16 protein-coding genes are annotated in these 18,562 nt (G+C 39.9%); 15 read left to right on the top strand and 1 reads right to left on the bottom strand.

The genetic code is table 11. The features are described 5' to 3' along the window. Nucleotides 1-222 precede the first annotated feature (222 nt). The 15 genes from holA (at nt 223) to LV83_RS04805 (ending at nt 17,579) form a co-directional block, all read left to right on the top strand. On the top strand, nt 223-1,251 hold the full coding sequence (gene holA, locus LV83_RS04875; protein WP_111610412.1) for a DNA polymerase III subunit delta: 1,029 nt from the start codon (nt 223-225) through the stop codon (nt 1,249-1,251). 107 nt (nt 1,252-1,358) lie between these two features. Beyond that, on the top strand, nt 1,359-4,346 hold the full coding sequence (locus LV83_RS04870; RefSeq protein ID WP_111610411.1) for a tetratricopeptide repeat protein: 2,988 nt from the start codon (nt 1,359-1,361) through the stop codon (nt 4,344-4,346). Nucleotides 4,347-4,349: 3 nt separating this feature from the next. Next, nucleotides 4,350-6,068, top strand: coding sequence for a TonB-dependent receptor (locus LV83_RS04865; RefSeq protein WP_111610410.1), 1,719 nt, complete (start codon nt 4,350-4,352; stop codon nt 6,066-6,068). Between the two features lie 69 nt (nt 6,069-6,137). Continuing rightward, complete coding sequence (locus LV83_RS04860) at nt 6,138-6,923, top strand: hypothetical protein (protein ID WP_111610409.1); 786 nt, start codon at nt 6,138-6,140, stop codon at nt 6,921-6,923. Nucleotide 6,924: 1 nt separating this feature from the next. Then, on the top strand, nt 6,925-7,614 hold the full coding sequence (locus LV83_RS04855; RefSeq protein WP_111610408.1) for a MotA/TolQ/ExbB proton channel family protein: 690 nt from the start codon (nt 6,925-6,927) through the stop codon (nt 7,612-7,614). A gap of 1 nt (nt 7,615) precedes the next feature. Further along, on the top strand, nt 7,616-8,005 hold the full coding sequence (locus LV83_RS04850) for an ExbD/TolR family protein (protein ID WP_111610407.1): 390 nt from the start codon (nt 7,616-7,618) through the stop codon (nt 8,003-8,005). Nucleotides 8,006-8,009: 4 nt separating this feature from the next. Then, a complete protein-coding gene (locus LV83_RS04845) occupies nt 8,010-8,966 on the top strand; it encodes an energy transducer TonB (RefSeq protein ID WP_111610406.1) in 957 nt (318 codons plus the stop codon). 3 nt (nt 8,967-8,969) lie between these two features. After that, on the top strand, nt 8,970-10,304 hold the full coding sequence (locus LV83_RS04840; RefSeq protein ID WP_111610405.1) for a bifunctional folylpolyglutamate synthase/dihydrofolate synthase: 1,335 nt from the start codon (nt 8,970-8,972) through the stop codon (nt 10,302-10,304). Beyond that, on the top strand, nt 10,305-10,964 hold the full coding sequence (trmB, locus tag LV83_RS04835) for a tRNA (guanosine(46)-N7)-methyltransferase TrmB (RefSeq protein WP_111610404.1): 660 nt from the start codon (nt 10,305-10,307) through the stop codon (nt 10,962-10,964). Nucleotides 10,965-11,112: 148 nt separating this feature from the next. Beyond that, nucleotides 11,113-11,811 (top strand): SIR2 family NAD-dependent protein deacylase, encoded by a 699-nt coding sequence (locus LV83_RS04830; RefSeq protein WP_111610531.1) that lies wholly within the window; start codon nt 11,113-11,115, stop codon nt 11,809-11,811. A 49-nt stretch (nt 11,812-11,860) separates the two neighbouring features. Further along, entirely contained in the window at nt 11,861-12,796 is a 936-nt protein-coding gene (locus LV83_RS04825; RefSeq protein WP_111610403.1) for a DUF5996 family protein, read from the top strand. A gap of 92 nt (nt 12,797-12,888) precedes the next feature. Continuing rightward, complete coding sequence (locus LV83_RS04820; protein WP_111610402.1) at nt 12,889-14,007, top strand: serine hydrolase domain-containing protein; 1,119 nt, start codon at nt 12,889-12,891, stop codon at nt 14,005-14,007. Between the two features lie 13 nt (nt 14,008-14,020). Further along, nucleotides 14,021-15,355 carry a YfcC family protein gene (locus LV83_RS04815; RefSeq protein WP_111610401.1) on the top strand — a complete coding sequence of 445 codons (1,335 nt, stop codon included), beginning with the start codon at nt 14,021-14,023 and terminating at the stop codon, nt 15,353-15,355. A gap of 23 nt (nt 15,356-15,378) precedes the next feature. Beyond that, entirely contained in the window at nt 15,379-16,398 is a 1,020-nt protein-coding gene (mgrA, locus tag LV83_RS04810; protein WP_111610400.1) for an L-glyceraldehyde 3-phosphate reductase, read from the top strand. After that, entirely contained in the window at nt 16,395-17,579 is a 1,185-nt protein-coding gene (locus tag LV83_RS04805) for an MFS transporter (RefSeq protein WP_211320455.1), read from the top strand. Before mgrA ends, LV83_RS04805 begins: the two co-directional genes overlap by 4 nt. A gap of 113 nt (nt 17,580-17,692) precedes the next feature. On the opposite strand, the gene LV83_RS04800 is transcribed toward LV83_RS04805, so the two are convergent. Then, on the bottom strand, nt 17,693-18,484 hold the full coding sequence (locus LV83_RS04800) for a hypothetical protein (RefSeq protein WP_170124555.1): 792 nt from the start codon (nt 18,482-18,484) through the stop codon (nt 17,693-17,695). Nucleotides 18,485-18,562 lie beyond the last annotated feature (78 nt).

The raw sequence follows: 18,562 nt of genomic DNA, 5'->3' as shown, positions 1-18,562 counted from the left end.
AATCCGCCAACAATTATCCTCTTATTACTTACTACATACAACTTTACCACTTTACCGTTTTCATACTTTCCCAACTTCCAACCTCACAACCCCCAACTTTTCAGCCTTCCCACTCATAAATACAAAGTTAACCCCTGAATAGTTTACCAAAGAATCTTTCCGTGGTTTTTGCAGGCAAATGGATAGGCCTGTTATCTTTAAGCCTGAGAATCTTCTGAATTTATGCCCCAACAACCACAAGCTGTACTTAAAGATCTGAAAGAGAAAAAGTTTGCTCCAATTTACTTTTTGGATGGGGAAGAACCTTTCTTTATAGATCAGATTACGGACTTCATTGAAAAGAATGCAATAGCAGAGCATGAACGCGGATTCAATCAAGTGGTCCTATATGGGAAGGATTCCAATGTTGGACAAATTCTGAATAATGCCAGGAAATTCCCAATGATGGCAGATCGGCAAGTAGTTATCATCAAAGAAGCTCAAAGTCTAGCAGATTTGGGTAAAGAGGATATGCAAAAGCTATTGATCAGCTATGTGCAGAATCCCCTTCCAAGTACCATTTTAGTTTTTGCGCATAAGTATAAAAAGCTGGATGGAAGATCTGCCCTTTACAAAGAACTGGACAAAAAAACTGTCTATGTACGCTCTGATAAAGTCAAAGATTATAAACTAACTGACTGGATAGAAAACTTTATCAAAGAAACAAAACACTCGATTGATAATCGTGCGGCTCAACTTCTTGCTGATTCCATCGGCAATAATCTGGAAGTACTTTCGAATGAAGTTGGGAAGATGCTGATCAATTTTCGTGAACCCACGAAGATCACCAATGAGCATATATCAAAGTACATTGGCATAAATAAGGATTACAACAATTTTGAATTTTTAAAAGCCATAGGATTTAAGGATGTAGTCAAGGCAAATAAGATTATTCATTATTTCATCCAAAACCCTAAGGCGAACCCAGTGATTCCTATGTTTTCGCTGATGTTTAACTATTTCACTAGAATTGCTTTGATTCATCAGGCGAAAAAAACTGGTGCATCAGAACAACAACTTGCCAGCCTCTTGGGACTACCTCCTTTTGTGGTCAAAGAATACATGGTGGCGTCCCGAAACTACAATTTGGGCAAGGTAATTGATGTGTTCGCATACATCAAAGAGGCCGATCTTCGTTACAAAGGAGTTGACTCCGGAAGTCTAAGCGAAGCCGAAAACCTCCGAGAGCTTGTTTACAAGATTTTGCATTGATTACCTAAGCCACACTATGAAATCGAGTAGTTTTTGATTGTCTTCCAATGACATGATTTTCACTTATCGAGATTCCATATGGCTTTTAATGGACAAATTAAAATCATATGAAATACCACCTTGTGCTCCTTGCGAGCCTTGGACTTAGTTTGGAGGCGTATTCTCAGTCTTCCCTCTATCAAACTAGTCCTCAACAGAAGCTAGACCACAATCTGGAGCTTTTTGATAAGCAGCTTTTTTCAGCAAGCATCTATGATAATTCCAGACTTTTAGGAAAGCCAGTGAATTCAGGCCAGGCCAAAGCTGCAGAATTGAATCGTGCCATGGCAGCTCTCCAATTGGAAAGTCCAGATGGTCCAGGCTTAATGAAAAGCTATATTTATGAGCATGGAAATGATCCGTCAGTTACTACTGCGGGGTTGTACTTGGGAGATCATTTCTTCTTTAAAAAGAATTTCGCTGAGGCAATCGATAGCTATAAATTAGTAGATGCAGGAAAGTTGCCTGTAGAACAGCAAGCCGAAGTGCTTTTTAAGCAAGGTTATTCTCATTTTCAGCTAAATCAATACGCACAAGCTGCGCCTTTCTTTGACGCTGGCAAAGCACTAAATCAGCAAGCGAGTTTTGATTCCTATTATTACAGCGGATTCATTGCTATGGAAAATGGGAATACAACAAAAGCCATTTCTGATCTTCAAACGGCCTCTCAATCTCCTTACTATGCCAATAAGGTTCCTTATCTACTGGCGGCTCTGTATTATAAGCAAGAGAGCTATGATCAGTTAATTAGCTATGCAGAACCTAAATTGACGAATGGTCAAAATCTGGAGAAAAGAGAAGTAATCCATCTTTATTTGGCAGAAGGATATTTTGCGAAGAAGAACTTTGCAAAAGCTGCTGAAAACTATGATGCATTCATCAATTCCCGAAAAGGTGAGTTAGGACGAGAAGAGATTTATAAGGCTGGGATTTCTCAGTTTGAAATCCAAAACTACCAGCGAGCTACAGATTACCTGAAAGTGTCCGCTTCATCATCCGATGAGATAGGCCAAGCTTCAAGTTATTATTTGGCTCAGGCTTACTTGAAGTTGGAGAATTATCAATTTGCATCTACGAGTTTCCAATCTGCTGCAAAATCTGATTTTAATCCAGCTATCAAAGAGGAATCTATTTTCAACTATGCTAAAGTGAATCTGCAGAAAGGTAGTTTTCAGTCTGCAATCACAGCGTTGGATGAATATATAGAAAGTTATCCTTCAGGGAAATACAGAGTAGAGGCTGAGAATTTGCTTTCTGAAGCTTTGGTCAATACCAACGATTATCTACGTGCAATTGAGCAGATGGATAAAATCGCCACTAAATCTCTTAGAATTCAAGAAGCTTATCAAAAAGTGGCTTTCTATCAGGCTATGGTCTATTACCGTGACCAGAAATGGAATCCAGCTTTAGCCTATTTAGATAAGTCCCTGAAGTTTCCAGTAGATAAAAACTTGGTATTGGATACTTATTTTTGGAAAGGAGAAATCAGTTCTGCAGCGGATAATTTGCCGCAGGCGATCAAATCATACGAGCAAGTGCTAAGCAATCGTCCTTCTGGTACGAATGGTACGGTCACCAAAACTTATTATGGACTTGGCTACGCATATTTCAATTCCCAGCAATATCCAAAGGCTGAAGATCAATTCAGGAGATTTACTGAGAACAGACAGATCATTGCAAATAAGCAGCAATATGACGATGCAATCTTGAGACTAGGGGATTGCTATTATGTTCAGAAGAGATTTCCTGAGGCTGCTGCTACTTTTCAGAGAGCTATCAATGAGGGGAATTCAGGAGTTGATTACGCTTACTATAGATTGGCAGTGGTCCAAAATTTCCAATCCAGAAACCAAGAAGCTCTTGGTCAATTGGATGTGCTGATTTCGCGCTATCCAAATAGTCTTTATTACGAAGATGCACTATTCCAGAGAGGGCAGATTTATATGGAAGAGACCAGCTACCAAGCTGCTTCTGTTTCTTTCTCAGATTTATTAAGTTCTAAGCCAAATAGTCCATTTGTTCCTTATGCCTTGGAAGGAAGAGCTGTTGCTAATTTCTCCTTACAGAATTACGATCAGACGATTAGGGATTACAGCACCATTTTAAACAATCATCCAAATGCTCAAAATGCAGAAACGGCATTGAAGGGGCTTCAGGAGACGCTAGCGCTGCAAGGTAGATCTGGTGAGTTCTCAGATTATTTGGACAAATACAAAGGAGCAAATCCAAGTAATGGATCTGTGCAATCATTGGAATTCGAAGCGGCTAAAGGCACATTTTTCGATAAAAATTATACCCAGGCTATTCGTGGTTTTGAAAATTACTTGAAGAGTTATCCTCAATCGGCACAACGAGCAGACGCTTTATATTTCTTAGGAGAAAGCTATTTGCAAGTTGGTGATGAAGATAATGCGCTGGTTCAATTCAAAACTTTAGAAAGAGAGCCGGCTTCTCCACAGCGAATTAGAGCAATGCAAAAAATAGGGGTAATAGAGCTGGAAAAAGGGAATTATGCTCAGGCAATTCCTTATCTAGAGACCTCCGTACAAAATGCCCGTAGCAAACCGGAAGAAGCCGAAGCTGTGCAGGGTTTGATGATTGCCAATTTTGAAACAAGGAAATATCAACAAGCAATCACTCAAGCAGAGCGCTTGGCAACATTGGATGGGGTAATTCCTGAGTCTTCGCCTAAAGCGCTGCTCATCAAAGCGAAATCACAGATTGCGCTGAATCAAAAGCCTCAAGCTGAATTAACACTGACTGCTTTGGTTGCTGATTACAAGACTGAGCAAGGAGCTGAAGGGCTTTATCTGCTGGCACTTGCTTTACAGGAAAAAGGTGAGATCACTCAATCGAATGAGTTGATATTTGACCAGTCTGGGTCATTTGTCAATTATGATTATTGGTACGGCAGGATCTTCTTGCTCTTGGCAGATAACTATGTGAAAAGCGGGGAGGAGTTCCAAGCGAAAGCGACTTTGGAATCCATAGTAGAAAACTCTACAAATGCAGAAATTAAAGAAATGGCTCAATCCAAACTTCAAACCCTTAAGTAAACCATGAAAAAGCTAGCGAAAACTATCCTTTTTACAGGAATTATCGGTTTGACATCTGGATTAGCGATGGCTCAAACCCAAGAAAGAGGTGCAGTTACAGATCAGGAATTTGTGATTAGAAAAGATCGAGTATTGACTGTGCCAGTGCAGCCTAGGATGTATGAGAAACTTCCCGTTTTACCAAAGCCAACAGGGCTAAATGAGTATAAGTACCTGGTAAGCAGCTACCCGCTAAATCTAAAGCCCCTGGATTTGAAGGCTGAACCTTCACAAAAAGTCTATTCACCTGAGCGCCTTGACCTCTACCAAGGATATATTCGTGCAGGCTATGGGAACTTTGCTTCGCCACTTTTGGAAGCTAGGTATATGGGGACGGACATAACAGACTTTAATTATTCTTTGCAGCTCAATCATCAGAGTTTTGGAAAAGGCCCTGTTTTGGGGGAGGAATCTAAGGAATCGCATACTAATTTGGGATTTGACGGCAGCTATTTTACTGATCTCTTCGAGGTCTATGGCGGATTGAGTTGGAATCAGGACAGTTACCAGTTCTATGGGCAGGATCCTAGAACTGCAATTGATCCTCAGGGGTTGTTTGCCGGATTTGATGGCAATGTGCTGGAAGCTATCGAAGTGAAAGCAGGCATCAGAGAATTAGAAAAAGTAGGACCGATTTCTTACGAGGGTCAGTTGAGTTTTAGAAACTTTACAGACAGTTATATGGTAAAGGAGAATCAGTTTGGTGCTGAGGGTAGCTTAACTTTTAGACCTACTGAAGATTGGGCTGGGAAAGTTGGGTTGTCTTACTTCTCGACGAATCCTGAAGACTTAAACTATTCTTTAAAGAGAACCTATTTTGCTGTACGTCCTACGATTTCCTATAAATACGAGGCATTTAATTTCACAGCTGGCTTGAATCTAGTTTCGGAAAATGATTCTCTGGAGGATAAATCAAGTGATTTTCATGTATTTCCAGTACTGAAAGCCAACTATCAGTTTGCTGAGGAATTTGGCTTCTTCGCAGAATTCTCTGGGGATGTACAGAGAAACACCTACTACAGTTTTGTCAATGAAAATCCTTATTTGGGTCCAAGTGATCAATTGCTTAACACCATTCAGAATTACAAAGTAGAAGGCGGGATAGAAGGTCAATTCAATGGTGCGTTCAGCTATCGTGGGGCTATAAACATGAGCCGATACAATCAGATGCATTTCTTTGTGAATAATTACACCAACAACCTCGTTACAACTGATTCGGCTAGGTTCAGCTTGGTGTATGATGAAAAGACAACTGTTTTCAATGTCAATGCAGAACTGGGATATAAATTCTCAGATATGTATACGCTTAACAGTAGATTGGATTTGTACCAATACGATCTAAGCACGCAGGCTGAAGCATGGAATAGGCCTATTTGGGAATTAAGAGTAAATAATCAGTTCACTCCAATTGCTCGCTTGATAGTTCAGGCTAATTTGAATTTGATGGGTGGGGTTAAAGCACGTGGACAGGATGTAAGCGATATCTTTGGAGAATCTGGACCATATGAGGTTGTTAAACTTAAAACCATCACAGATTTACAATTAAAAGCGGACTACGGAATCACGGATAGAATCTCAATTTTTGCCGAAGGAAACAATCTCCTGAATGCACGAAATATGCGCTGGTTGAATTATCCAGTTCGAGGAATTCAGTTTATTGGTGGGGCTTCTTTTAAATTCTAAGATTTGTTTAAGCCTTTCGGTTGGGCTTTAGGCTCATTTCGCTTAGTTTCGTAACATTCCCCGAAAGCAATGACTGATAAAACTGCAGATAATAAGCATTGGACTGATCCAAAGGATTATGGACTTCCATTTGTAGAAATAGTGCCATTGGCTCAGGCCGAAACTCCTAAAAAAGAGGAAGAAAAAGCAGCTCCAATTGATGTCAGTGAGGTTAAGAAGAGAACCATTCAATCCATAAAACCTCCTGTAACCGAAGCAGAAAAAGTAGCTAAACCAGCGCCTAAAGTAGAGGCAAAGAAATCCAATAGTTCTTGGATATGGATAGCCGCAGTTATGACATTAACTGTAGTAATGGTTATTATCTGGCAAATGAATAAAAGCAGTATCCCAGTTCAAGATTCAGAGGACCTAGTTTCTGAATCTACAGAGGGATCAGCAAAGGAAGAAAATGATGCCGTTGCATTCAATTCTACCCCAAGTGAAGAAACACAATTGATTGAAAATCAAACAACTATTTCAGATTCTATAACTTCTGTTTCACCTGTTGCAGAATCAGCTCAAACTGGTACAACTATTGCGTCAGTGGTATCTGGAACTTTGGTTCGAGTAGAAGAAAAAGCTGATCGACCTCAATTCTACATTATAGTGGGAAGCCTACCCAATGAAGCTTTGGCTTTGGAAGAGGCAGAACAATATAAGAATAGAGCAGAGACGATTTACCTCATCACGCCATACGAAGATGTCACAAACTATCGTTTGGCAATAGGAACTTCAAGAGGATGGACTGCCATCAATGAAGAGCTAGCTCGGGTCAAAGATCAGTACACAGAAGATTTATGGATTTTGAAATATTAATATGATTCTACTTCAAACGCTCTCTACAGATACACTTTCTGCAGCAGATAGCCTGGCGATGGGTGCCACCAACAATGACATCGGACTTCTTGACCTTCTAATCAAAGGCGGATACATGATGGTACCGCTTTACCTTTTATTCATTTTGGCTATTTTCATTTTTGTAGAGCGATTAATTACACTCAATAAAGCCTCAACAACCTCTTCGCACCTGATGGATCAAGTGAAGGTCTTGGTACAAAGTGGTCAGACTGAAAAAGCGAAAATCCTTTGTGCAGGTGAGCGTACTCCAGTTGCAAATATGATTGCTAAAGGTATTGAACGAATTGGTTCTCCTTTGAAAAATATTGAAGTAGCGATAGAGAACGTCGGGAAAATCGAGATTTATAAATTGGAAAAAAATCTAAATCTTCTGGCAACTGTCTCCGGTGCTGCGCCAATGATAGGTTTCTTGGGCACTGTAGCCGGTATGATTCAGGCTTTTATTGCCATAGCGCAGGAAGAAGGAATGGTTTCCCCAAAGCTTCTTTCCGAAGGTATCTATGAAGCCATGATCACTACAGCAGCTGGTTTGGTGGTAGGTATTATTGCCTACTTAGGATATAATTTTCTAGTATCGAAAGTTTCGAAGCTTGTCCATAACATGGAGTATTCTTCGATCGAATTTATTGACTTGTTACAAGATAAATAAAATGGGACTTCAGGCTAAAAATAAAGTAGATCCGGCATTCAGCATGTCATCCATGACAGATATCATCTTTCTGTTGTTGATCTTTTTTATGCTTACCTCTTCATTTATTACACCTTCAGGCTTGCCTGTGAATTTGCCCTCCAGCGAGACATCTGACATCGTAATGCAGGAAGTTACCGTTACAGTTACTAATGACTTGAAGTATTCGGTAAATGACAAAATCGTCTCAAGGGAACAAATCAAGGACGAATTGACTTCTTTACTTAAGGGAAAAGATAGTCAGGTTGTTTTACACATAGACAAAGATGTCCCTGTAGAATACCTGGTAGAGATCGGAGGAATTGCAGCGGGATTGGAAGCAAATGTTTCAATAGCAACAAAACCATTCTAATAAAATGGAATACTGGAACGCAGAAAAAATAGAGAGCGAAAGCAAGAAAAAATCGTGGATAATCACCATTATCTTCAACGTGTTGCTTTTGATTGCGCTCTATTTTATAGTGGTTTGGAAGCAGCCCGTTCCGCCATTGCCCACTTTCGGTTTGGAGTTGAATCTTGGATTTACTCCTACAGGTTCGGGTGAAAGAAACAGTCCAGTTGCACCTTCAGAGACACCTACTCCGGTAGTGGAGGCTGCTGCACCTGGGGAAATAGCTGAAGTAGTTAGCAAACCAGCCACACCTCCACCAAGTCCAAAAACAGAAACTGCCAAGCCAACTGCTCAGCCAAAGCCTTCAGTAAATAAAGCTGTGACTACAAAACCTTCTCCAATCAGAGGAGAGGAAAAAGCTACAGAGCAGACTAAAAAACCAGAACCAGTTAAAAAGGAAGTTGCCAAGCCAGTAGAAACCCCTGCCAAAGCTGAGGAAAAAGAGACTGTACAAAAAGCACCTGAAAAGCCAAAAATCGATCAGCGAGCTGTCATGGGAGCTGGAGGTACATCCGGAACAGGTACAAAACCAGCTTCTGGTGGAGCTCAGGGCACATCTAACGAAAAAGGCGATGAAGGCGATCCGAAAGGAACTGTTGATGGCAGAGCAATCATGGGCGTTGGTTCTGGAAAAGGTGCAAATTCAGGCGATGGCTATAGCCTAGACCTTGCAGGTTGGGATTTCGCCCAGCGACCAAATATCAATGATAGAGTGTCTACCCGTAATGGTAGAATAGTTTTTAAAATCACCATTGATGATTTGGGGAGAGTAGTTCAAGCAGTTCCTTTGGAATATAATGTGTCCAATGATGTATTGGCTTATTACCGTCAGGTAGTAAATCAGATTTCCTTTAAGAAGCAAGGTGGCGCAGCTGCTGAGTTTTCTACTGGTAAGATTACATTTGTTATTAAGGTGGATTAAGTAATGAATTACCAGGAGACGCTGGATTACTTATTTAATTCCCTGCCCATGTTTCAGCGAGTGGGAGCATCGGCTTTTAGGAAGGATCTCAGGAGTACAATTGCACTATGCAATCACCTAGGAAATCCTGAGCGTAAATTCAAATCAATTCACGTGGCAGGTACCAATGGGAAAGGAAGTTCTTCCCATAGCTTGGCTGCTATTTTTCAGAGTGCTGGTTACAAAACAGGACTTTATACTTCCCCCCATCTCAAGTCATTCACTGAGCGAATCAGAATAAACGGTTTGGAAATCAGTCCAGATTTAGTGGTACAGTTCGTAGAAGAAAACAAAACCTTTCTTGATGAACTGAAGCCTAGTTTCTTTGAAATGACTGTCGGAATGGCTTTCTGGCACTTTGCGCAGCAAGAAGTCGATATAGCTATCATAGAAGTGGGCATGGGTGGGAATTTTGATAGTACTAATGTTATTACGCCCGAACTTTCATTGATCACCAATATTGGTTTTGATCATGTTCAATTTCTCGGTGATACTCTGCCGTTAATTGCGGGTGAAAAAGCTGGGATTATCAAGGCAAATGTACCTGTGGTAATCAGCGAAACACATGAGGAAACAAGCTCTGTTTTCCTTGAAAAAGCCAAGAAAATGAATGCTCCGATCACTTTTGCGGATGAAAAGTGGAAGGCTGAGAAAATTGCGGAGGAAGATGGGAGGGCTAGGTATCAGATTAACTCTAAGAAAGCAGTGTTTCTGTCTGGAAAGACACAGACCACAGCGGCGGCCAAGGAGAAATCGTTTGATTTGACTTTTGGGCTGAATGGAAATTACCAGAAATATAACCTTCCTGGAATCTTAGAATCTGTCTCTCAAATGAGGCATATGGGATGGAGCTTGCCTGATGAAGCTGTATTCGAAGGATTGAAAAATGTCACAGAATTGACTGGACTGAAAGGAAGATGGCAAACGCTCTCTTTGAACCCTACAGTGATTTGTGACACGGGGCATAATGAAGCTGGGTTTCGAGAAATTCTTTCTCAATTGGAAACCTACAACTATGAGCAGTCATGGTTTGTCATAGGAATGGTTCAGGATAAGGATATATCCAAGGTGCTTTCTATGCTTCCAAAATCTGCAAACTATGTCTTTTGTGAAGCGAAACTCCCAAGAGCTTTACCGGCAGTGCAATTGGCAGAGAAGGCGCTTTCTATGGGTTTGAAAGGTGACATAATCCCAGATATCAATGAAGCTTTAGCATTTGCCAGAAAAAATGCCGACAAAGATGACTTGATTTTTGTGGGAGGGAGTACTTTTGTGGTTGCAGAAATCGAAGAGCTTTAGATGAGTAGAAAAAAACTGGTTCGCTTCCAAGAGAACGACGAGAACCCAAATGTAATCCAGGCAGGAAAGCCAATTTTTGAAACAATCAAAGGAAATTGGAATGAAGTTCAGTTTCAAAATCAGAATCCTATAGTCGTAGAACTCGCTTGCGGAAGAGGTGAATTCACAGTTGGTTTAGCTCGTAATTTCCCTAATCAGAACTTTATAGGAGTAGATATCAAGGGCAGCAGAATCTGGAAAGGTAGCTCTACAGCTACCAAAGAAGGAATTCATAATGTCGCTTTTTTGAGGACTCAGATTGAGCTATTGGAGAAATACTTTGCAGCTGATGAGATTTCTGAGCTTTGGATCACTTTCCCAGACCCATTTCCTAGAGATGGAGATGAGAAACGAAGATTGACTTCCCCTCGCTTTTTGGATATGTATAAGCCAATGTTAAAAAAGGATGGTTTTTTACATTTCAAAACCGATAATACGGACCTTTTCAATTATTCATTGGAGCTTTTTCAAAGTAGAGAAGATATTGAAGTCTTAGGATTTACGCATGATTTTTACCAATCTGAATGGAAAGATGATCATTTTGGGATTCAGACACGATACGAAAAGATGTTTTCTGAAAAGGGGGAGAAGATCAAGTATTTGAAGTGTAGGTTTGTATAGGATTTAGCGGATTCATTTCCCGCAGATTCTCGCAGATAAATGACGCAGATATTCGCTGATGATTCGATTTGATTCAATTGGTCCAGAATTTAAAATCTCCGATAATCTGCGGTTTTATCCGCGCTAATCTGCGGGCAAAAATATGATCATGATCAAAAAGAAACATTTGGTAGTTCTGAGCGGTGCAGGAATTTCTGCTGAAAGTGGTATCAAAACTTTTAGGGATTCTGGAGGACTGTGGGAAGGTCACGACGTGATGGAAGTAGCTTCACCGGAAGGCTGGAGGAGGAATCGAGCGCTCGTTCAGAATTTTTACAATCTACGGAGAAGGCAATTGCTGGATTGCGAGCCTAATGAGGCACATACGATTTTAGCGGAGCTGGAGAGAGACTTTCAGGTGTCCATCATCACTCAAAATGTAGATGATTTGCATGAGCGCGCTGGTTCTACCAAAGTCATTCATCTGCATGGAGAATTGAAAAAAGCGCAGAGTAGTCTTGACCCTAGTTTGGTTTACAACTTAGATCATTGGGAGATAAAAGAAGGAGATAAATGTGAAAAGGGAAGCCAACTGCGCCCACATATTGTGTGGTTTGGTGAGCAGGTTCCTATGATGGAAAATGCCATAGAAATTGCCACGACTGCAGATGTTTTTGTGGTGATCGGAACCTCACTTCAAGTATATCCAGCCGCTAGCTTAGTTGATTTTGTCCCAGATAGCACACTGATTTATGTGATTGATCCAAAAAATCCAGAAGTAAATTTTAGAAGAAAAGTGGTTAATATCCTTGAAAACGCAACAAAAGGCATGAAAACTTTGGAGAAATTGTTAAAGTCTCAAATTTAATTTTTGTTCAGGAAGGAAAACCTATAAATTGAAGGATAAACTTTTACTTATGGCATCTAAAAAGAATTCTTGGCCAGTCTTTCAATTTGAGGAGAATAAAGACACCATTTATCTCTTACATCAGTGGACGCAGATAGTAGGGAAGGTGAGGCTAAAAAAATCTCCATGGCAAAATCACTCCTGGCATGTGTCATTATATGTGGATGCTCAGGGATTAACTACGGGAAATATCCCTTATGACGGTGGCGTTTTCGAAATCAAATTTGATTTCATTCATCATGAATTGCGGATAAAAACCAGTAATGGTTCCCGTGATCGATTTGCACTTGGAGGTCAGACTGTTGCTAGCTTCTATGAGCATCTGATGGAGAAATTGAAGTTTTTGGGAATTGATGTGAAAATACATGAGAGTCCCAATGAAGTTCCTGATCCAATTCCATTTCCAAAAAACAAGAAAAGAATCATTTATCAAGCAAATACAGCCCAAAGTCTTTGGAAAGTGTTGGTTCATATTCAGAATGTTTTTGGTTATTTTAGAACGAAATTTACTGGGAAAAATAGTCCAATTCACTTCTTCTGGGGGTCTTTTGATTTAGCGTACACACGATTTTCAGGAAATAAAGCTCCGGAATTTACCGGTCAGGTTCCAAATATTCCTACTTCAGTGATGCAGGAGGCTTATTCACATGAAGTATTTAGTGTTGGGTTTTGGCCAGGCAGTGAAGCCTTCAAAACTCCCATTTTCTACGCATACACTTATCCAAATTATCCTGACTTTAAGGATGCAAAAATATCTCCTGAGAAAGCCTTTTGGAGTACAGAAATGGGTGAGTTTATGCTGACCTACGAAGATGTACAGAAGTCGTCCGATCCGACTAAGACCCTTCTGGAATTTTTACAAAGTAGCTACGAAGCTGCTGCTAAATGTGGGAATTGGAACCGTGTGGAACTTGATTGTGATTTTTCACACTTGGAAAATAAATAGGATATGCACGCTTTTATTGGATCATAAATTAATCCTGAAAGCGCTGATAAAGAGGAAATACAATTTTAAATTGATTAAAAGTTCTTTTTTCTATGGCCAAGAAAATCAAAGTGTTAGCAGCTGTTTTGGTTTTCTGGACTGCTCTTTTTATAGCTTGGGAATGGTGGAATAGCTTTCCTAAAGTTCGTGTAGCCCCAAACGCCAAAGTAAATAGCATGCAAGACGGAGTAGATTCTATTTTGCGAGAATCAATGTTAACTTACTTATTGCCAGGGATATCTGCGGCAGTAGTCAAAGATGGAAAGGTGATTTATTTGAATGCCTTTGGTTTTGAAAACCTGGAAACAAAGGATTCACTAACAGTAGATAGCAAAATTTTAGTTGCTTCCATTTCCAAACTATTCACTGCTTTAGGAGTGGCAAGTTCTTTTCAGGATAAGGAAATTCGCGCCACGGACTCTTTATATTCTCTTAAACTGGATGAAATTCCTAATTCCTCCAGCCTTACCAATATTCGAATTGATAATCTTTTATTACATCAATCAGGAATCCGAGACAAAAGTTTTTCTGAGCAAATCCTTTCTTTTTCAAAATCTCAAAACCTAAGTGAGTGGGGGATGGGATTTGTCGGGGATGTGACTAGCTATCACTCAGATTCGATTACCTATGAGTATGCTGATTCAAACTATGACTTATTAGGTTTTCTGCTTTCAGCTCTTGATGATTTTGAGTTGGATTCCATTGTCAAAACTCATGTTTTTAAGCCAACAGAAATGACAAACTCTGAATATGTTAGTGATTGGCCTTTGGAAGAAAATGGTCTAACAGGATATCAGAAAACCTTTATTTGGAAAAGAATAGAGCCAAAAAGAATCAAGTTTACTATTCTGCCTTCTCCTTCTTCTGGATTAGTGACGACTACAAAAGACATGAGTATTGCCTTGACCCATTTATTGCATGACCAACGAGGGAAGTTTTCCAAACATCTTAGCTGGCTCACTGCTGATTCCGAAGTTCCTTTGGGTTTTCAACAAATCCAACTTAATGGCTCAGACTGGGTTGGTCATTTTGGAGGCCAAGCTGGTTATTCAAGCATATTTTTTTATTCTGCCGAAGAGCACACTGGTATATTCCTCTTTTCTAATTCAAAAGATGAAGTGGGTTTTAGAACTAAAATTGCAAATCAAGTCCTTTCATATATTTCACCTTGAATTCTGTTTTTAAATGAGGTTATCTTTTCCACATCCGATTATTATTCTTTTAGGATTTGTCATTTTGGCTGGACTGTCTAGCTATTTTATTCAATCAGGCAGCTATGAACGGATACTGGATTTAGAAACTGGCAGAGAGGTGATAGTTCCTGGCAGTTTCGACTCAATTGAAGATCACAATGCGTCTATCTATGACATAGCTTTGGCTGTCCCTGAAGGGATTATTTTAGGAGCAGACATCGTTGTTTTGATTTTACTTATTGGAGGAGCTTTTTATGTGGTTGAGAAAACCGGAGCACTTCAGGAAGGGATCGAAGCTTTGATTTATAGATTTAGGAACAAGCAATATTTGCTTCTTTATTTCATAGGGTTTGTTTTTGCTTTTTGTGGTGGTACGATTGCCATGCAAGAGGAGCTGATTGCTATGGCACCTATTTTCGTGCTTTTAGCAAAGAAAATAAACTATGATATCAGATCAATAATTGCACTGGCGCTAGGCTCTGCACTTGTTGGTGCAAGTTTTTCTCCTGTCAATCCCTTCGGCTCTTTATTGTCACAAACTATTGCAGAACTTGATTTTCAGGAAGGGTTTGCCTTCAGGATTTTATTCTGGGTTGTAGCTATCTTGATTTGGTGTGCTTACCATATTAAATACGGTAAACTGAATAATTCAACCTCCGAATCCTATGAAATGAAACCTGTAAAGATTTCACTGAGACATACAGTGATTTTGATACTCACCTTTAGTGGGATTGGAACAATGGCTTGGGGCATTGTTTATCAAGATTGGGGTTATAATGAAATGAGTGCATTGTTTTTTGTGGTTGGGATGAGTTGTGGTTTAGTTGGAAAATTAGGGCTTAATGGCACTGCTAGAGCATATACAGAGGGTTTTGGTGAGTTGATTTTTGCGGGAGTTATTGTGGGATTAGCTCGAAGTGTTTATTTGATTCTTCAGAAAACAGCTATCATTGACCCGATCATTCATGGATTATTTGTCCCTTTAGAAAGTTTACCTATTCAATTTGCAGCTATTGGACTATATCTAAGTCAAGCTATAATCCACATTCCTGTGCCTAGCACTTCAGGACAGGCGGTCCTGACTACGCCGCTTGCAGTTCCTTTAATGGATCTATTGGGGATTTCCCGTCAAGTAGCTGTACTCACCTATCAGTATGCTGCGGGATTAATGGATCTTATTACCCCTACAAATGGTGGGATGATGGCGGTAATTGCAGCTGCTGGAATCAAGTACAACAATTGGATCAGCTACTTATGGAAAAGTTGGTTACTTCTTCTTGGCTTAGGTTTGATATCAGTTTTAATCGCTCTATTTTGGTTTTCTTAAACTAACAAAAAAACCTTCAATAAATGGACATTAACGATCATTCCCCACTTTTACCTTATCAACCTGCGACTGATCGCTACCATCAGATGAAATACCGTAGATGCGGTAAAAGTGGAATAGTGCTGCCAGAAATCAGTCTTGGACTTTGGCACAACTTCGGTCACAACGCAGATTTTACACTAGGTAGATCTATTCTTCGTCGGGCTTTCGATCTTGGTATTTGTCACTTTGACCTAGCCAATAATTATGGGCCTCCTTTTGGATCCGCTGAAGAGAATTTTGGAAGAATCTTGAAAAAGGACTTCGCTTGCTTGAGAGATGAACTGATCATATCTTCAAAAGCAGGCTGGGATATGTGGCCTGGTCCTTATGGAAACTTTGGTTCCAAAAAGTATCTAATAGCCAGCTGTGATCAAAGCTTGAAAAGAATGGGAGTGGATTATGTAGATATTTTCTATCATCACAGACCTGATCCAGATACTCCACTTGAGGAGACAATGGGTGCCCTTGATCTTTTAGTAAGACAAGGCAAGGCACTTTACGTTGGTATTTCCCAGTACAGCGCAGAAGATACTGCCAAAGCTTACGCTATCTTAGAACGCCTGGGTACACCGCTTTTGATTCATCAACCACGCTATTCTATGATCGATCGCTGGGTGGAAAATGGCCTGATGGATGTTTTGGGTGAAAAAGGAGTAGGAAGTATAGCTTTTTCTCCATTGGAGCAAGGTCTACTTACAGATAAATACTTAAAAGGTATTCCTGAGGATTCCCGAGCTGCAAAAGATGGTAGATATTTGAAAGCCGCACAGATTTCAGAGGAGAAGATTAGCATGATTTCAAAATTGAATGATATTGCGATTGGCAGAGGTCAAACACTTGCTCAAATGGCTATTGCTTGGTTATTGAAAGATGAGCGAATCACATCAGTTTTAGTGGGAGTATCGAAGCCAGAGCAATTAGACGATAATGTAAATGCTGTGAAGAATTCTGTTTTCAGCACAGAAGAAGTGACTATGATTAGCCGAATCTTAGGAGCTTGAAATCCCAATTAACAGCTGGAAGTGCCTTGATCTTGATCGTTGTAGCTCAATTTCTAGGCACTTCTCTTTGGTTTGCAGGAAATGCTGTAGCACCAGAAATCAGCCAACTTCTAGAAGTTCCTGAGATTTTAGCTACAATCACTTCAGTGGTGCAGTTAGGATTTATTTTGGGCACCTTATTGTTTGCCGTTTTTTCTATTCCAGATCGTTTTTCGCCGAGCAACGTGTTTTTGGTAAGCTCTATTCTGGCAGCTAGCTTTAATCTCCTAATTGTCCTTATACCCATGCAATTGACAGTGGTCCTCATCTGTCGTTTTATGGTAGGGTTTTTCCTGGCTGGGATCTATCCCGTAGGAATGAAAATCGCTGCGGATTACTTTCAAAAAGGTCTAGGAGCAGCCTTGGGTTTTTTGGTTGGTGCTTTGGTTCTAGGAACGGCTTTTCCTCACCTTTTGAAAGGATTAGATCTAAATTTTTCATGGCAACAAGTACTCTTGTCTACCTCTGTCCTAGCAATGATAGGAGGGGCTATAGTTGGTTTTTTTGTTCCTGATGGACCTTTTCATAAAATCAACTCACAATTTGATATTCGGCTTTTGCCAAAGCTCTCTAAAATCAAAGCATTGAAAAGTGCAGCTTCAGGGTATTTTGGACATATGTGGGAGCTCTATACGTTCTGGGCTTTTGTACCTGTTCTGGTTATTTTTTTTAATGGAAATGAAGCAATGCAGCCAAGTGATAGTTTACTTTCATTTTTTGTGATTGCAATAGGAGCATTTTCTTGCGCTTTTGGAGGGGTAGTAGCCAAGCGAATTGGCAGCGCAAAAGTCGCTCAGGTGGCACTTTTTGGCTCCGGTATATGCTGTGTTTTAGTCCTATTTACCAGTGGTTCTTCAAGTTGGATATGGATGAGTCTACTGCTATTCTGGGGAATGTTTGTTACGGCAGATTCACCACAGTTTTCCACCTTGGTGGCTCAAAGTGTGCCGGCAGAGTATCGCGGAACTGCACTTACTCTGGTCAATTCCATGGGCTTTGCCCTTTCTATCATAAGTATTCAACTTGCTCAATTTTTACTTACTTGGTTGAGGATTGATGTAGTATTGGCTTTGCTATTTATCGGTCCAGTTTCAGGGTTATTCTTTTTTAGGTTGTACGCCAACCAAAAGCCTTCTATATAAAAATAGGACGTACAATTACATAAAAAGTACATAAACCAGATACACCACTGATTTTAGAATAAATAAAAAAAGGAGGCTTTTTTCAAAACCTCCTCACGTAAGTTACAACCGGACTATCGAACTACGTTTTCTAATGTTGCTAGATAAACCCATTTTTGGTCTCTTGAGTTTAAGCCTTCATTCACAGCTATTCTTTGCTCTTCAGTTTGAGTCATATCCTCATAGGATTGAGCGTTAAAAAACTGCATATAATCTTTGTATATATTCATCGTCAAGTGAGTTGATTTGGCTTCAGACCCGAGTGGTAGCGCCGTTCTTAGCAAACTCCAGTGACCCATTAAGCCTTGCTCTACAAATTTTTGATGTATTGGTTTAAAAACCTCTGATTCCGCAGCTTCATAAGCTTCGAAGTTTCCTTCTTTTGCTTTCATCAAATCGAAGGAAGCCAATACTCCAGGTTTCATTTGGAAATTATCATTTGTTTCAGCTATTTCCCTCATATACAGCCTCATAGGCATATCCCGCATACTAAGAGACTCCTGAAACAAGTTGCTTACTTGAATGCTACTTAGATGAGGATAAGCTATTCTGGTATATTCCATCATAGATTTTTCATCTAGTCCATTCATCATTTTGACAGGATCATCGTAATAGGTAACCATGATGTATTGAAAATCTGAGTGATCGCCGCCAGATTGAAGTGACCAAAAATCCCAACCTTTAATTCTTTTGTCGCTCAGAGCCTGGCGATAAACTTTTTCCATTAAATCTTTAAACTCGATGTAGTCAAACAGTTGATCATTTTCAACCTTGACAAATTCGAATACCATATACTGTGATTGTTGAGCCTTGAGACTACTTACCCAAAGCATCCCAAAGACTAAGAAAAGTAATAGCTTTTTCATGAATATTAGGGTTTAGGGTTAATTTCGCTTTTGTATAATTTAAATAATTATTTTGAGCCACAAACAAATAATAATAGA

This window comes from Algoriphagus yeomjeoni, from assembly GCF_003259505.1.
GTDB classification, from domain to species: domain Bacteria; phylum Bacteroidota; class Bacteroidia; order Cytophagales; family Cyclobacteriaceae; genus Algoriphagus; species Algoriphagus yeomjeoni.
The sequence above is the reverse complement of the archived record's forward strand: the minus strand, read 5'-3'. Positions and strand labels throughout refer to the sequence as shown.